The sequence below is a fragment of the Nocardia tengchongensis genome (genome assembly GCF_054781395.1).
On the sequence record NZ_BAAGUM010000017.1, the window covers coordinates 564,000 to 580,391 of the forward strand.

Annotated in this window: 14 protein-coding genes; 9 read left to right on the forward strand and 5 right to left on the reverse strand. The window is 68.0% G+C overall.

The window, feature by feature from the left end; genetic code table 11:
- Window positions 1–13: 13 nt before the first annotated feature.
- Both ACYVKL_RS33625 and ACYVKL_RS33630 read right to left on the reverse strand, forming a co-directional pair.
- A complete protein-coding gene (locus ACYVKL_RS33625; protein WP_379167085.1) occupies window positions 14–766 on the reverse strand; it encodes an SDR family NAD(P)-dependent oxidoreductase in 753 nt (250 codons plus the stop codon).
- Between the two features lie 34 nt (window positions 767–800).
- Complete coding sequence (locus ACYVKL_RS33630; RefSeq protein WP_379167083.1) at window positions 801–1,928, reverse strand: LLM class flavin-dependent oxidoreductase; 1,128 nt, start codon at window positions 1,926–1,928, stop codon at window positions 801–803.
- 154 nt (window positions 1,929–2,082) lie between these two features.
- Here ACYVKL_RS33630 and ACYVKL_RS33635 point away from each other — a divergent pair, with 154 nt between their 5' ends.
- The 7 genes from ACYVKL_RS33635 (at window position 2,083) to ACYVKL_RS33665 (ending at window position 8,145) form a co-directional block, all read left to right on the forward strand.
- Window positions 2,083–2,838, forward strand: coding sequence for a glucose 1-dehydrogenase (locus tag ACYVKL_RS33635; protein WP_379167081.1), 756 nt, complete (start codon window positions 2,083–2,085; stop codon window positions 2,836–2,838).
- Window positions 2,839–2,850: 12 nt separating this feature from the next.
- Complete coding sequence (gene kstD, locus ACYVKL_RS33640; RefSeq protein ID WP_379167080.1) at window positions 2,851–4,548, forward strand: 3-oxosteroid 1-dehydrogenase; 1,698 nt, start codon at window positions 2,851–2,853, stop codon at window positions 4,546–4,548.
- 1 nt (window position 4,549) lies between these two features.
- Window positions 4,550–5,281, forward strand: coding sequence for a glucose 1-dehydrogenase (locus ACYVKL_RS33645; protein ID WP_379167078.1), 732 nt, complete (start codon window positions 4,550–4,552; stop codon window positions 5,279–5,281).
- A gap of 29 nt (window positions 5,282–5,310) precedes the next feature.
- Entirely contained in the window at window positions 5,311–6,126 is an 816-nt protein-coding gene (locus ACYVKL_RS33650) for an SDR family NAD(P)-dependent oxidoreductase (RefSeq protein ID WP_379167075.1), read from the forward strand.
- A 194-nt stretch (window positions 6,127–6,320) separates the two neighbouring features.
- Window positions 6,321–7,226, forward strand: coding sequence for an LLM class F420-dependent oxidoreductase (locus ACYVKL_RS33655; protein ID WP_379167073.1), 906 nt, complete (start codon window positions 6,321–6,323; stop codon window positions 7,224–7,226).
- Window positions 7,223–7,549 carry a hypothetical protein gene (locus ACYVKL_RS33660; protein ID WP_379167071.1) on the forward strand — a complete coding sequence of 109 codons (327 nt, stop codon included), beginning with the start codon at window positions 7,223–7,225 and terminating at the stop codon, window positions 7,547–7,549. The genes ACYVKL_RS33655 and ACYVKL_RS33660 overlap by 4 nt, the downstream gene beginning before the upstream one ends.
- Window positions 7,546–8,145 (forward strand): Dabb family protein, encoded by a 600-nt coding sequence (locus ACYVKL_RS33665; protein WP_379167069.1) that lies wholly within the window; start codon window positions 7,546–7,548, stop codon window positions 8,143–8,145. Before ACYVKL_RS33660 ends, ACYVKL_RS33665 begins: the two co-directional genes overlap by 4 nt.
- Here the strand turns inward: ACYVKL_RS33665 and ACYVKL_RS33670 are convergent, their stop codons facing one another.
- Entirely contained in the window at window positions 8,146–9,756 is a 1,611-nt protein-coding gene (locus tag ACYVKL_RS33670) for a FadD3 family acyl-CoA ligase (protein WP_379167067.1), read from the reverse strand.
- 500 nt (window positions 9,757–10,256) lie between these two features.
- Between ACYVKL_RS33670 and ACYVKL_RS33675 the strand changes: the two genes are divergently transcribed.
- Complete coding sequence (locus tag ACYVKL_RS33675; RefSeq protein ID WP_379167064.1) at window positions 10,257–12,422, forward strand: pyruvate, phosphate dikinase; 2,166 nt, start codon at window positions 10,257–10,259, stop codon at window positions 12,420–12,422.
- Window positions 12,423–12,438: 16 nt separating this feature from the next.
- Window positions 12,439–13,212, forward strand: coding sequence for a tyrosine-protein phosphatase (locus tag ACYVKL_RS33680; RefSeq protein WP_379167062.1), 774 nt, complete (start codon window positions 12,439–12,441; stop codon window positions 13,210–13,212).
- Here the strand turns inward: ACYVKL_RS33680 and ACYVKL_RS33685 are convergent.
- The gene (locus ACYVKL_RS33685) at window positions 13,209–14,234 is read right to left on the reverse strand and encodes a winged helix DNA-binding domain-containing protein (RefSeq protein WP_379167061.1); all 1,026 of its coding nucleotides are present in this window, start codon (window positions 14,232–14,234) and stop codon (window positions 13,209–13,211) included. The two genes, ACYVKL_RS33680 and ACYVKL_RS33685, sit on opposite strands and share 4 nt — an antisense overlap.
- A 504-nt stretch (window positions 14,235–14,738) precedes the next feature.
- Entirely contained in the window at window positions 14,739–16,190 is a 1,452-nt protein-coding gene (locus ACYVKL_RS33690; protein ID WP_379167059.1) for an HNH endonuclease signature motif containing protein, read from the reverse strand.
- Window positions 16,191–16,392 lie beyond the last annotated feature (202 nt).

Genomic DNA, 16,392 nt, shown 5'->3' on the forward strand with positions numbered 1-16,392 from the left:
TTCCGCGGGGCTGCTACATGCCGCGCGGAATGAACTTGCCCGCGGCCAGGCCGCCGTCGACCGCCACTTCGGCGCCGGTGATGTAGGCCGAGGCGTCGGAGGCGAGGAAGGCGACCAGTTCGGCGACCTCCTCGGGCAGGCCGGTGCGCTCCAGCGGCAGCGTCGGGAAGCTGCCGGGGCCGGTGGTCAGGTAGGGGACCATCGGGGTGGCGATGGGACCGGGATAGACCGAGTTGACCCGGATCTGGGACAGGCCCAGCTCCAGCGCGGCGACCTTGGACAGGCCGCGCAGGCCCCACTTGGAGGAGCCGTAGGCGGAGTGGTTCATCAGACCCTCGAGCCCGGACTGCGAGGAGATGTTCACGATGGAGCCGCCGCCGTTCGCGGTCATCGCCGGCAGCACGGCCTTGATGCCGCGGAACGCGCCGACCAGGTTGACCGTCAGAATCCGTTCCAGCTCTTCGGGAGTGGTCTCGGCGATCGGCTTCATGGTGTAGATGGCCGCGTTGTTGACCAGCACGTCCAGCTTGCCGAAGGTGTCGACGGCGACCGCGACGCCGGCGTCCCAGCTGTCGCTGTCGGTGACGTCGTGGCGCACGAAACGCGCGTTCTCGCCGAGGGATTCGGCGAGTTCCTTGCCCTCGGTCTCGAGCACGTCGGTGATGACCACCTTCGCGCCGCGCTCGACGAACAGGCGGGCCTCGGCCGCGCCCTGGCCGCGAGCGGCACCGGTGATCAGGGCGACTTTGCCGGTCAGATCAGCCATTTCGGTTTCCTTCTCTGTCTGAGTTGAGACGGTGCTACTTGTTGCGGAAGTGGGGGATGACCTTCTCCCCCCACTGACGGATGGTTTCCAGGCACGCCTCCTGGGGGACGGTGCCCATCTGGATCAGGCACAGGATCTCGTCGGCGCCCGCGTCGCGCAGCCGCTCGACGTAGGCGATGGCGTCCTCGGCGGTGCCGTAGGCGTGCTCGGTGTTGAAGATGGCCGTCGCCCCGGTCTTCACCGGGATCTTGGCCTCGTGCAGGTAGGCGACGTGCTCGTCGGCGACTTCACGCATCTTGGCGAGCTCGTCCGCGCCCGGGTCCACGGCCTCGTCGGGCACCGGGCCCGCGCCGTAGTAGTACTTGATGGACTGCGCGAAGAACCGCTGTCCGCGCGCGCCGATCTGGCGGGCCCGCTCGCGATCGTCGAGGACGATGGTCGGGCACAGCGCCGCGAAGTGGTCGTTGACGACGGTGGAGACGAAGCGTTCGCCGGTGCGGGCCGCGATGGCGGCATCGTAGATGCGGCGCAGCTCCGCGATTTCCTCGATGCCGGCGAAACCCAGCACGAGCGCCCCGATTCCGTAGTCGGCGGCCAGTTTCAGTGTGTCCTTCTTGGTGCAGGCCATGAACAGCGGCGGATGCGGGCGCTGCACCGGCCGGGGCAGCAGATGGTGCGGGCCGATGTCGAGCAGTTCGCCGTGGTATTCGAATCCGCCCTCGGGGTCCTGCCAGGCGGCGGCGATCATCCGCAGCGATTCCTCGACCTCCTGGTAGGTGCGGTCGGGGTCGACGCCGCACATGGAGGTTTCGACGGCGGTCGCGCCGCGGCCCGCGCCCAGGTTCAGCCGGCCGCCGGAGAGCACGTCGAGCATGGCGGCGCGTTCGGCGGCGCGGACGGGGTGGTTGAAGTTGAACGGCATGCACACCACGCCGTGCCCGATGCGGATCCGGGTGGTCTGGGCGGCGACCCAGGTCAGGAAGATCTCCGGTGCGCTCATGTGGGCGTACCACTTGAGTCCGTGGTGTTCGACGGCCCACACGGTGTCGAAGCCGACCTGGTCGGCGAGCACGGCCTGTTCGACGCAGTCGCGCAGCACCTGGGCTTCGTGGGCGGCGGTGGGGTCGGTCATCTGCGCTTCGAAGATCATCGAGAACTTCATCCGAGCTCCTTACCGCGCCGCTATGCCTAAACGAAATACAACGGCACCCATAGCCTCAGGTCATGAGGTTGTCTCAGTGGCCGGGACCACACCGTGCCGGTCCTCCGCATCGGGACTTAGCGTCGGTTGAACAGCGGAGGAAGGACGGGATCAGGTGGGACAGCTGGACGGCAAGGTGGCACTGGTGACCGGTGGCGCTCGCGGCATGGGAGCGGAGCATGTGCGCCGGTTCGTCGCCGAGGGCGCGCGGGTCGTGTTCGGTGACGTGCTCGATGACGAAGGCAAGGCGCTGGCCGCCGAGCTGGGCGACGCCGTCCACTACGTGCACCACGACATCACCAGCGAATCCGATTGGCAGGCGGCGGTTTCCGCGGCTGTCGAGCAGTTCGGCAAGCTGGACGTGCTGGTCAACAATGCCGGGATCCTGCGGTTCAAGCGCATCCTCGAGATGAGCCTGGACGAGTTCAACACCATCATGAACATCAACGTCACGGGCGCTTTCCTCGGTATCAAGACCGCCGCGCCCGCGCTGATCGCCGCCGGTGGCGGGTCCATCGTGAACGTGTCCTCGGTCGAGGGCTTCGTCGGTGCGGCCGGTCTGTCCGCCTACAGCGCGAGCAAGTTCGCGCTGCGCGGTCTCACCAAGTCGGCCGCCCGGGAGCTGGGTCACTCGGGTATCCGGGTGAACTCGATTCATCCCGGCGGCATCGCCACCCCCATGACCGCGTCCGTGGCGGGCGCGTCCGGGGTGGACGGCAACTCCTTCTTCTCCGAATTGCCCATTCCGCGCTGGGGTCAGCCGGTCGAGGTGTCCGAGGTGGCGTTGTTCCTGGCCTCCGACGCCTCGAGCTATTGCACCGGAGGCGAATTCGTCGTCGACGGCGGCATGCTGACCAGCTGCGGCTACTAAGGATAGAGATTCATGGAATTCGAATTCGACGTCGTTGTGGTGGGTTCCGGCGCGGCCGGCATGACCGCCGCGCTGACCGCCGCCTACCGGGGCCTGTCGGTCACCCTGATCGAGAAGAGCGCTCTGTTCGGCGGCTCCACCGCGCGCTCGGGCGGCGGCATCTGGGTGCCGAACAACCCGGTGCTGCAGGCCGCGGGCGTGCCGGACAGCCCGGAGATGGCCCGCACCTATCTGAAAGCCGTTGTCGGCGACCGGGTTCCGGAAGCCAAGCAGCGCGCCTTCCTGGAGCAGGGCCCGGAGATGTTCCGCTACATCGGCGCCCGCTCCAAGCACTGGGCCTTCGCCTATGACCGCGGCTACTCCGACTACCACCCGGAGTTCCCGGGTGGTCTGGCGCAGGGTCGCAGCATCGAGCCCAAGATCATCGACGGCCGTCTGCTCGGCGCGGATCTGGACAAGATCAACCGCCCGACCATGTCCGCCCCCAAGGGCATCGCGATCACGGTCAAGGACTTCCACGACCTGAACATGATCGCCCGCACCTGGGCCGGCAAGAAGACCGCCATGAAGGTCGGCGCCCAGACCGCGCTGAACATGATCAAGGGCGCCAAGCCGCTGAGCCTGGGCAAGGCGCTGGCCGCGCGGCTGTGGCTGTCGCTGCGCGACGCGGGCGTGCCGGTGTGGCTGAACACCCCGCTCACCGACCTGGTCGTGGAGGGCGGCACCGTGGTCGGCGTGCGCGCCGAGCACGAGGGCCGCACGGTCACCATCAAGGCGCGCCGCGGCGTGGTGCTGGCCGCGGGCGGCTTCGAGCACAACCTGGAGATGCGCGAGCAGTACATCGACGGCCCGCAGAACACCGGCTGGACCGTGGGCGCGACCGAGAACGTCGGCGAGGGCATCGTGGCGGGCCAGAAGGCCGGCGCCGCGGTCGATCTGATGGACGACGCCTGGTGGGGTCCCTCGGTGCGCAACCCCGACGGCCCGCCGTTCTTCATGCTGGCCGAGCGTTCGCAGCCGGGCGCCATCGTGGTCAACGCCAAGGGCGAGCGGTTCGTCAACGAGTCCGCGCCGTACGTGAACGTCGTGCACACCATGTACGAGGAGGAGAAGAAGGTGCCGGGCAGCATTCCCGCGCACTTCATCTTCGACCAGAACTTCCGTGACCGGTACCTCTTCCTGGGCAACTTCCCCAAGCGGCCGCTGCCCCAGAAGTACTTCGACGCGGGCATCATCAAGCAGGCCGACACCCTCGCCGAGCTGGCCGCCAAGCTGGGCGTTCCGGCCGACACCCTGGCGTCGACCGTGAACCGTTTCAACGGCTTCGCCCGCAACGGCCGCGACGAGGACTTCGGTCGCGGAGATTCGGCCTACGACCGCTACTACGGCGACCCGACCGTCAAGCCCAACCCGACCCTGGCCCCGCTCGAGCGCGGCCCGTTCTACGCGGTCGAGATGGTGCCGGGCGACCTGGGCACCAAGGGCGGCCTGGTCACCGACGAGTACGCCCGCGTGCTCGACGACCAGGGCACGGTCATCAACGGCCTGTACGCGGCGGGCAACAACTCCGCCGCCGTCATGGGCAACGACTACGCCGGCGCCGGCGCGACCATCGGCCCCGCCATGGTGTTCGGCTTCATCGCGGCCAACCATCTGGCGGACGCGGAAGCCGTCGTGGCATCGGAATCCCGAGCGGCACAGGAGAACTGACATGGGACGGGTTGATTCGAAGGTCGTCATCGTCACCGGCGGTGCACGGGGCATGGGGGCGGCCTTCGCCCGCAAGCTCGCGGCCGAGGGTGCGAAGGTGGTCATCACCGACGTGCTCACCGAGGCCGGGCAGGCTGTCGCCGCCGAAATCGGTGACACCGCACGGTTCTTCCCGCTCGACGTGACCGACGAGGCGGCCTGGAACGACGTGGTCGCGCAGACCGAGGCGGCCTTCGGGCCGATCTCGGGTCTGGTCAACAACGCGGGCATCGTGCACGTCGACCCGATCGAAAAGCTCTCGGAGGCCGACTACCGCAAGGTGATCGACGTCAACCAGGTCGGGGTGTTCCTCGGTATGAAAGCCGTCATCGGCTCCATGCGTCGCGCCGGGGTCGGTTCCATCGTGAACATCTCCTCGACCGGCGGCCTGATCGGCTACTCGAACATCCTGGGCTACGTGGCCTCCAAGTGGGCGGTGCGCGGCATGAGCAAAACCGCCGCACAGGAATTCGCGGCCGACAATGTCCGCGTCAACTCCGTGCACCCGGGCATCGTCGCCACCGAGATGGTCGCGGCGTCCGAGCGGTCGGCGAGCATCGCGGCCAACCAGCCCATCGCCCGCCCGGCCACCCCCGAGGAACTCGCCAACATGGTGCTGTTCCTCATCTCCGACGACTCCTCCTACAGCACCGGCGCCGAGTTCATCGCCGACGGCGGCTTCACCACCCAGTAACAACTCCGTTGCGAGACAAGGAAACACCCATGAAGGACTTCCACGGCAAAGTCGCTGTGATCACCGGTGCGGGCGCGGGCATCGGCCGCGCGCTGGCCCTCGAGCTGGCTCGCAACGGGGCGCAGCTCGCGCTGTCCGGCCGAAACTACGACAACGTCGCCGAGACCGTGGCGCTGTGCGAGAAGGCGGGCGCCAAGGCCCGCGCCTACAAGCTGGACGTGGCCGACCGTGCCGCCGTCTACGCGCACGCCGACGAAGTGGTGGCCGACTTCGGCAAGGTCAACATCGTCATCAACAACGCCGGTGTCTCGCTGACCGCCAATATCGAGGAAGTCTCCTGGGAAGACCTGGAGTGGATCTTCGGCATCAACTACTGGGGCACCCTGCACGGCGTGAAGGCGTTCCTGCCGCACGTGGTCGCCTCCGGTGACGGCCACATCGCCAATGTCTCCAGCATGTTCGGCCTGGTGGCCTGCCCCAGCCAGGGCGGCTACAGCTCCTCCAAGTACGCCATGCACGCGATCAGCGATGCGCTGCGTCAGGAGATGATCATCGCCGGCCACAACGTGGGCGTCTCCAGCATCCACCCCGGCATGATCAAGACCGAGATCGCTTGGAAGGCACGGGCCGCCGCCACCCGTGACCGCGACGACCTGGCCGCCAACTTCGACCGCCTGGCCCAGACCAGCCCCGAGGACTGCGCCAAGACCATCGTCAACGGCATCCGCAAGAACAAGCCGCTCATCCTGATCGGCAAGGACGCCAAGGCGATGAACGTCATGCGCCGCCTGCTGGGTTCGGGCTACATGAAGCCCCTGACCGCCCAGATGCGCAAGGAAATCTAAGCAACTCACGTTCGTTCCGGTAGCCCCGCACCCCAGGTGCGGGGCTACCGGTCATTGTCCGGAAAAATAGATCTGACCTGCGGTTATATACGGTCCCAGTGAACGGGACCCTTCCTGATTGTGACCTCGGCAACACGCCACGATCGACGCGTGGCCCACTGACGGGCCGTTACCCGGAAGGACGGAGGCGGCCGATGCGCATCGGCATGCTCATGCCATATCTCGACGGCCTGGTGACCTCGGGCGGATTCCTACGGGAGTTCGCCGCGGCGGCCGAGGAATGCGGGCTGGAATCGATCTGGACCGTGGAACACGTTGTGGTGGCCCAGGATTACGAGCCGCTGTACCCGTACTCGCCGGACGGGCGGATGCCGGGCGGCGGCGGCATCGGGGTGCCGATGACCGACCCGCTGGAGACCCTCGCGTTCGTGGCCGCGGCGTCGCACACCGTGAAGCTGGGCACCGCCATGATGGTGGCCCCGCTGCACAGTCCGGTGGTGCTGGCCAAGCGGGCGGCCACCCTCGACCGGATCTCGGACGGACGGCTGCTGCTGGGCCTCGGAATCGGCTGGCAGAAAGAGGAATACGCGGCCATCGGCGTCCCGTTCGAGGATCGTGGCGGCCGCCTCGACGACTGCATCGGGGCGATGCGCGCTCTGTGGACGGAGGCCCCGGCGAACTATCACGGCAAGCACGTGTCGTTCGACCGGCAGTTCTGTCAGCCGCAGCCGGAACGGTCCATCCCGATCGTGCTGGGCGGCAACAGCGCTCCGGCCGTGCGCCGGGCGGCCCGGGAGGGTGACGGCTGGTTCCCGTACACGATCTCGTCGGAGGATTTCGCGCACGGCGCGGACAAGATCCGCGAATTGTCGGCGGCCGCCGGACGTTCCGAGGACGCCGTCGAGATGACCATCTGGCCCGGCTCCTTCGACTTCGTGCGTGAGTTCGACGCCGACTACGTGCGCCCCTACGTCACCGCCGGCGCGAGCCGCATCGTGCTGACCCCGCCCATGTTCGGCCCGGAGTCGCTGCTCAACGGCGTGGAAAACCTTGCGGCGTATGTGGATCGCTACCGCAACGACGTGGAGGCGAAGCTGTGAACCCGGCGACCCCCGTCCGCGTCCTCGACCGGGTCGTGCTGCCCGCGGACCGGGCCCAGGACTGGCTGGCCCGCTGGCGCGGCGACTACCTGCCCGGCGCGACCGCCCGCGGCCTGCGCGCCCCGCAGGTGCTGCGCGAGCACACCGGAACCGATTCGGTGGCGCTGCAGATCATCTGGGAGCTGCCCGGCATCTACGACTTCTACGGCATGCGCGCCGCCGCGGCGGCCGATCCCGCGGTGGCGGCGTTCTGGTCGGACACCGATGCCGTCGCGCTGACCCGCGAACGGCATGTCATGGCGATGCAGGAGGAATCGGTATGAGCCGCTGGGTGATTCTCGCCGCCCCGCACCCGGACGACACCGACGATCGGCTGGCCGCCTTCGCCTCGGCGGCCGCCGCGAGTCCCCGCGTCACGCACTGTTCGGCCGGGGTCGACCTGCCGGGCAGCACCGGCGGGCAGGGCGCGGTGTGGGATCTGACCACCGATTCCGCGCCCGCCGCGGTGCTGCCGGGACTGACCGCGGCCGCCGATGTGGTGCCGCTGGCTCCCGTGCACGCTCGGGTGGTGCGGCTGGACGCGCGCCGCCGAGTCAAGCGGACCCTGCTGCTCACGGTGCGCGAGGGGACGTCGCCGGAGACGGTGTCGCGCTTCGAATCCGACCTGATGGCCATGCCCGCGCACATCCCGGCCATCAAGTCCTGGTCGTTGAGCCGGGTGCCCGGCCACGCCCGCTGGACGCACGTCTGGGAGCAGGAGTTCACGGATCCGGACGGGCTCAACGGCGACTACCTGCTGCACCCGTACCACTGGACGCATGTGGACCGCTGGTTCGACGCCGAGATCCCCGGCTCCATCGTGGAACCGGCGATCGCCCACCTGTACCGGTGGGCGCGGGACCCGGTGCTGGGGAGCTGATCAGGCCGGGCCGCGCAGGCGCTGCTTGAGCACCTTGCCGCCGGCATTGCGCGGGAGGTCGTCGGTGAAGACGATCTCCCGCGGCACTTTGTAGCCCGCGAGCCGGGTGCGGGACCATTCGAGGATGGGGGCCGGGTCGGTGGGGGCTCCGGCGCGGGGGACGATATAGGCCCGGCCGACTTCTCCGAGTCGCTCGTCGGGGACGCCGATGACGGCGACATCACGAATATCGGGGTGTTGCAGCAGGACCCGCTCGATCTCGGCGGGGTAGGCGTTGAAGCCGCCGACGATGAACATGTCCTTGAGCCGGTCGGTGATGCGGAGGGAGCCGTCCGCGTCGAGGGTGCCGACGTCGCCGGTGTGCAGGAAGCCGTCGGCGTCGATGGCTGCCGCGGTGGCTTCCGGATCGTCGAGGTAGCCGTGCATGACATTGGGGCCCTTGACGGTGATCTCGCCCGGCTCGCCCGATTCCAGCGGTTTGCCTTCGCGGTCGACGATGCGGATCTCGCTGCCGTGCAAGGGTTTTCCCACGGTCTCGGTGGCGAGTTCGATGGGGGAGCCGGGTGCGCAGATGGAGACGACGCCGATCGACTCGGTGAGGCCGTAGGCGGTGAACACGGCGGGGATGCGCAGATCCTCGCGGATGCGGCGGACCAGTTCGGCGGGGATGGTCGCGCCGCCGGTGCCCGCCAGGCGTAGCGAGCCGAGCATGTAGTCCTCGTGGCCGGCGGCCAGCAGGTCGGTGAAAAGGGTTGGCGGCCCGGCCAGCACGGTGATCCGCTCGGTCTCGATCAGCTCCAGCGCGCGGACCGCGTCGAAGCGTTCCATCGGCACCATGGTGGCGGTACGTAGCAAGCAGGCCAGGATGCCGGCCTTGTAGCCGAAGGTGTGCGAGAACGGATTCACCAGCAAATATCGGTCACGCGGGCGCAGGGTCACGGTGTCGGACCACTGCGCGAAAACCTCGAGGGTCTGGCGGTGGGTGGCGAGCACGCCGCGGGGTGCGCCGGTGGTGCCGGAGGTGAACAGGATGTCGGAGATGGACTCCGGGTCCAGGCCGGTGGAGCGTTCGATCGCGGACTGCGGGTCGATCACCGCGCCGGGGGCCAGGAATCCGGCCCACGAGCTGATGTCCCAGCCGGCGGCGCTCTCGCCGCGGGCGTCGTCGAGCAGGATGAGGTGTTCCAGATCCGGTAGCGGGCGGCCGGATTCGGCGAGCATGGCCGGATAGTCCGCGCCCAGGAACTCCTGCACCGTGCACAGCGCCTTGACGTGGCTGCGGGCCAGCACATCGGCGGTTTCGGGGCCGCGTAGCCGGGTGCTGATCGGCACCAGGGTGGCGCCCGCGCCGAGCATGCCTAGAGCCGTCACGATCCAGCGCACACTGTTGGGAGCCCAGATGCCGACCCGGTCGCCGACCTCGATCCCGGAGGCGATCGCGGCCCGTGTCACCGCGGCCACCTCGTCGGCTAGTTCGGAGAAGGTGAGCCGTCCGGCGGGCCCGGCGATGGCCAGCGCTTCGGGGTAGCGTCGCGCCCGATCCGCCACCAGCGCCGGAATGGTCGTCACAGGTCCGACCGCGGAGATGCCGCCCGAGTGCCGCCGATCCATCCGCCCATCCTGCCCCACCCGGCACACCCCCTTGCCCGCTTTCGTCGTGCCATCCCGCTGACCGGGCGTGCCACACCCTCTGCGGTGCGTCCGCCGCCGACATACGCATCAGCCGCCGACAACGCTGCGCCCATACGCTCTGCGGCGCATCAGCCGCCGACATACGCATCAGCCGCCGACATCGATGCGCCCATAGTTCGCGGCGCAAGCGCGGGGAGGCGGAGCGCTTGTTCTGGACTGAGTGGAGCGGGGGAGCGAAGCGGAGGAGCGGAGGGAGGGAAGAACGAGACCTCCAGCGCCGCGAACCCGCCCCGGAGCGAAGCGGAGGGGCAAATTAAACACCGTTCCGGTCATCGGGATGGGACTTGGGGGTGCGGGGCGTCACACGGCACCCTCGTTGTAGTGGAACCGTCGGGGGGACGGATATTGCCCGGCAGGCCGCTCCATCAGCGGCGGAAAACGCTGGAGTGCGAATGAATCCAGAATCTCGAAGGAGTGACATGACGGCCGGAACGGAGCTTGCGCAGCGCCTGGACCTTGCGGCGGGCGCGACCACCGTTGTCGAACTCGACGGCGCGTGTGGACTGTCGCGGGACAAGATCGGCGGCAAGGCGTGGAGCATCGATCACATGCGGGCGCTCGGGCTGCCGGTGCCGCCCGCGTTCGTGATCACCACCGACGGCTGGGCCGACTACACCGAGCGCGGCTCGATCGCCGATGAGATCTGGGCGCAGGTGCTCGCCGGCATCGCCGTGATCGAGCGCGGCACGGGCCGCCGCTTCGGTTCGGCGGATCGCCCGCTGCTGGTGTCGGTGCGTTCGGGTGCGGCCATCTCCATGCCCGGCATGATGGACACCGTCCTCAACCTGGGCATGACCGACGCGGTGCAGCAGGCGCTGGCCGCCGAGACCCGCAACCCCGGCTACGCGCAGGACACCCGCGACCGTTTCGTGCACCAGTACCGCGAGACCGTGCTCGGCGACGCGAACGGCGCGGTCCCGACCGATCCGTGGGAGCAGCTGCGCGGCGCGGTCGAGGCCGTCTTCCGGTCCTGGGATTCCCCGCGCGCCAAGACCTATCGCGCCCACCGCGGCCTGGCCGACACCATGGGCACCGCCGTCACCGTGCAGGCCATGGTGTTCGGCAACCTCGACGAATCCTCCGGCACCGGAGTGCTTTTCAGCCGCAACCCCAACACCGGCGACGGCCCGGTGTACGGCGAGTGGCTGGTCGGCGGGCAGGGCGAGGACGTGGTGTCCGGCCGTCTGACCCCGCGCCCCCTCGACGACCTGGCCGTCAGCCAGCCCGGGGTGCACGAGCGGCTGATCGCCGCCGCGCAGCTGCTGGAGCGGGACGGCCGCGATCTTCAGGACATCGAGTTCACCGTCGAATCCGGCACCTTGTGGCTGCTGCAGTCGCGTCCGGCCAAGCGGTCGGCGCGGGCGGCGGTGCGTACCGCGGTCGCCATGGTGGAAGAGGGTCTGATCAGCGCCGACGAGGCCCTGGATCGGGTCACCCCCGATCAGGTGCGTGAGGTGCTGCGCCCGGCCTCCGGTGACAGCGCCGGCCAGGAGCCGCTGGCGCGCGGCGAATCCGCCTGCCCCGGACTGGCTTCCGGTGTCGTCGTGACCGATCCCGACGAGGCCGAGACCCGCGCCGAGGCGGGCGAGGACATCATCCTGGTGCGTCCCACCACCAGCCCCGACGATCTGCACGGCATGATCGCCGCGCGGGCCATCGTCACCGAATTGGGCGGCACCACTTCGCATGCCGCGCTGGTGAGCCGTGAGCTCGGACGGCCGTGTGTGGTCGGCTGCGGGCCCGGTGTGGTCGCCGCGCTGACCGGCAAGACCGTGACCGTCGACGGCGGCGCCGGCCTGGTGCTGCCCGGCGAGGTCGTCGCCAAGCCGGTCGAGCAGGCGGTGCTCGACGATGTGCGCCAGCTGGCCCAGTGGGCCGGCGTCGAGGGCGCACAGCTGGCCGAGCGTCTGGAAAACCGTTCCGCCGCAACCGAGAACATCGAGCAGGAGGAAGTGACCGCCGTGCAGGCTCCCGTCACCGAACTGGCCGTGCTGCGGCTGGTGGGCATCAAGGGCCGGGTGAACGCCGACAATCTGGCGGCCAGCCTGTTCGCCGATGCCGCCGAGATCGCTTCCTGCTGTGAGGATCTGGTGGCCGCGGGCTTCTGCGCCACCACTCCGGCCGGTTTCCGCATCACCCCCGAGGGTCGTCCGCGCCTGGAGCAGCTGCTCGCCGAGGAGCGCGGCACCGTGGACGCCGCGGCCATGACCGCCGCCTACGACGAGTTCTGCGTCTACAACGCCGACCTCAAGGTGATCATCACCGACTGGCAGATGAAGGACCCGGCCACGGTCAACGACCACGCCGACGCCGACTACGACGCCTCGGTGCTGGCCCGCCTGAACGGGACCCACCAGACGCTGCGCCCGCTGATCGCCCGCCTGGGCGGCCTGGCCCCGCGCCTGTCCCGCTACCTGGATCGCCTCGACCGCGCTGTCGAGCGCATCGGCGAGGGCGACCACACCTACGTGGCGCGTCCCATCATGGACAGCTACCACACCGTCTGGTTCGAGCTGCACGAAGACCTGATCGGCCTGTGCGGCCTGACCCGCGCCGAAGAGGCGGCGGCCGGCCGTGCCCACTGATCATTCTCAGCACTCGATGTCGCAGCCTTCGACGACCGAGCCGGTGACCAGCCGCTGGATCGACTTCGACCAGATCGACAATGTTCGCGACCTGGGCGGGCTCCCGGTCGCGGGCGGCGGCGCCACCCGTTACGGCGTAGTCCTCCGCTCGAGCACCTTGCAGCAGGCCACCTGCGATGACCTGTCGCACCTGGTGGACAAGCTGGGCCTGCGCACGGTCATCGACCTGCGCCTGCCCGACGAGGTGGAGCGTGAAGGCTACGGCCTGATCGGCGACTCCGAGGTGCACATCGCGAACCTGCCGATCCGCAAGTCGCCGCAGTCGTCCTTGGCGGCCCGCGATCTGGTCCCCGACAAGACCCGCGTGGACCTCACCGAGCTGTACGGCCAGCTCCTCGGCGGCAGCGGCGAGCACATCGTGGAGTCGGTCCGCCTCATCATCGACCCGGCCCGCCACTCGGTCCTGTTCCATTGCGCCGCAGGCAAAGACCGCACCGGCGTACTGGCCGCCATCCTCCTGGATGCGGTCGGCGTCTCCGCCGAGGCGATCGCCCACGACTACGCCCTCACCAACGAGCGCATCCAGCGGGTCCGCGACCGTCTCGACGCCCTCCCCTCCTACGAGGGCCTGCCGCAGACCAACACCGGCATCCTGGCCGTCTCCCCGGAGGTCATGCTCGGCTTCCTGCAAAACCTGCACGCCGAGCACGGTGGCGCCGCCGAATGGCTACTCGCCAACGACCTTTCACCCGCCGAACTCCAGCGACTCCGCGAAGTTCTGGTCGGCTAAGCGACAACCCTCTCGATCACAAGCTTCCCCTTCTCGCCAGGTGCGAGGAGGGGAAGCAGTCTTTCAGCCTCAGTGTGCAGGGCGTCCGCATCACTGGCCGCGAGCGGATGCCACGGCGTGACCCGAATGGTCGACCCGTCCAAATCCCAACGGCCGTGCACGAAACCGTCGACCAGATACATCGGCACCCCGCCGGAAGCGATCTTCGCGATACGTGCGCGGTCCTGGTCCCCGATGATCCGACGTCGATCCCGGTGCCCGAGGCAGGAGTTGTCGAACGCGGGCAGAAACCGGACCGGCGCCGGAAGATCCGGTTCCGCGATCACCGCATCCGGAAGATCGAACAGCTCCCGCCCCGAATCATCTTGCAGCACTCGAAGACTCGACCGCATCCCGTTCAACACCGACCCGAGCCGCGTGACACCCGCGAACTCCTGAATGTCGGCAGCGGTAGCCGGACCGTACGCGGCCAGATATCGCCGCACCAACATCTCCGGCTCCGGCCCATCCGCCAGCGGTGCCCCCACCACCTCCTCGGCCAGCGACACCGAGACCGACCTGCCGCGCCAAGCGCCCCATGCGCCCGCAGCAGCGTGGTGCACCAACGGGTGGATGATTCCGAGGGCATGGACCAGGTCGCGGGGCTCGCGTCCGGGGAATCGTTCCGACAACAGCTTGCCGAGGTCGCGGCGGGAGACAGTGGCCCCGGTCAGCAATTCTCGTCCAGCCGAGGTGAATTCGGAGATATCCAACCCCTCCGTCGCATCCCGGAGGTGGACCGATCGCAGTGTGGGTTCGATGGCCGGCCGGACCGTCGGATACAGCCAGCGGTAATCCTGAGCGTCTGTCAGGTGGACGGTTCGTCGAATCGTGGTGGCACGCAGAATGGTTCGATCCTCCAGCAGCCCCGACAGCTCATCCGGCCGAAAGCTGCTGAGCCGCGACCACAGTCCGACATACGGCCAGTTCGGCTCCTGCGCTTGCACTGCGACGAGGTGGCGGATCAGCTCGGCGGCGGGCATATCCACCCGCTCGTTCAACCTCTGACGCAGTAGGAGGGTGCGGTTGAGAGTTCGCAGCGAGAGTTGTTCCGGCATGAGTCCATTGTCGAAGGTATCTAGGACTGGTTCGGTCCTAGATTTCGAGAGAAGGGCAAAAGACAAGGACGGACTAAAAGATAAAAGACGCCTGGAGAAGGGAGAGGGGCTGGCTGGGTTGGGAGGCTCGCTCACCTTCCGGCCTCATTACGGCTCGGCCGTGGATCGGCCCGGTGTGGGGTACAAACACTCTGAAGTTGTCGAGGTACACGCACCGTGAAGGTGCCGGGAGGAAAGAAGATTCGAAGGTCGTCTCGAGTGTCTGGGTCTTTGGGTCTTTGTCTCGAGAAGGTGATCCGTGCAGTCCGTGCGCTGGGATCGGCGGGTTACGGCTCCCGGCTTGGCGTCAGCCCAGGTCCGGTAGGGCAGGCGAGGCGACCACACTCTATGTAGTTTTGCGCACGCCAGCAGGACACGAGCAGCTGGGTTTCACGCAGCCCGTGAGCGCCACTTTCGGCAACTGGAATCGATCGCAGCGGCGATCGCCTGCCCGACGTGATGGCGATCGTTGACCCTCGGCGTGCCTGTGGGATCAACACTTTTCGGAGCAATCCATCCCGTTCGGCCCCGATGGGGTGAGTCTTTGCCCATCACAACGGTTTTCCACCCATCGGGCCCGTCGTTGATCAACGCGTGGCAGTGATCGCACACGAGTGTCAGGTTGTTGATATCGGTGGGTCCGCCTTTTGCCCAGTCATTCACGTGGTGGGCGGCGCACATACTGGCTGGTTGTTCACACCCGGGGCGGGTGCATCCTCTGTCGCGGGCGATGAGTGCGAGGCGTTGGGCGCGGTCGGCGGTGCGGCGGGAGCGCCGCAGGTAGAGCGGCATTCCGTCGCCATCGAGAACCGCGATCACCGGGTGGGTTCCCTCGGCCATCTTCAGCGCCTCGTTGATCGAGATCTGGGTACCGGTGTTGGTGGTGGCCACCCCGGTCCCGTTCTCCAGGTCGGACAGGCTCATAGTGAGAACGACCTCGACCGGCAGCCCACGGTGCATCCCCAGCGCACGCATGTTCACCCCCGGCTGCACCAGCGCCATCAGCGCGTCGTGGGTCCGCTGCCCCACATCACGCCCGTCCCGGCGCGCGGCAGCATCGAGAACACTGTCAGCGATGAACCCACCAGAGGCAGAAGGGCTTTCCGGGTCTTCAACGTTGCACATACCGGGCCGCGCGAGCTTGGCGAACACAGCATCCAGGCACGCCCGCAGCTCGGGAGTAATCCAGCCTTCAATGCGGGACATCCCATCCACACCGGGGCGGCACAGGGTGATCCCACGCCGACGCCGACGGTCGGCATCGGAGACAACCTTCCCGTCCGGGTCCAGTCGGGCGAGGATGTCGCGCCCGATCTTGGGCAGGTCATCGGGCCAGCCCTCACGGGAGTAGTCGACGAGAATCTCCTCGGCCTCTACGCGGGCTTCGGTGGGGATGTCGGTCGGGAGGTGGTCCATCACGTCCATGATGTTGCGGACGTGATCCCGGGAAATCTCCCCGGCGGCAAACGCTTCCGCCATAACAGGGAGCACTGCTGGGCGCAGGTGTCCGCTCGGTTCGAAGAATTCCCCGCAGTGATGAGTGACCTTCACTCGCAACGCGGCGTCGTAGCGTGAGAGGCCGAGGGTGTGCCGCAGGAACGGCACCATCTTCCCGGCTCCGGAACGCGCGTGCAGCGAACGTTCCCCGGCTTCGATGATCAGCCGTGTATCCAGCGCGGCCAGTTGCCGCTTGCAGGCTTCGAGTTGCTGCATCAAGGCGACGACATCGTCGTCGGAGAACTGAGCCATCGTGGAGTTCTGAACGGAGTTCGAAAGGGTCGAGACCGCGGCCGCCAGTTCAGCGATACCGCAGTCGTCGAGTGTCACCCCATTCGAATCCATGTGCTAATTCTACGCCTGCCCAACCGCGATCGGAAGACGAATTACATTGTGATACAAGATGATTCAGGCTAATGCGTTCTTCTGATGGTTGCGAGGGCTGCCTCCGTTTCCCGGCGCCATGTCCTGCTCGATCGATGCCCGAGAGCATTCATTGCGGCGGGTCGTCGGACTCACCTTCCGGTTCGGCCGATAGCCGAAGCTA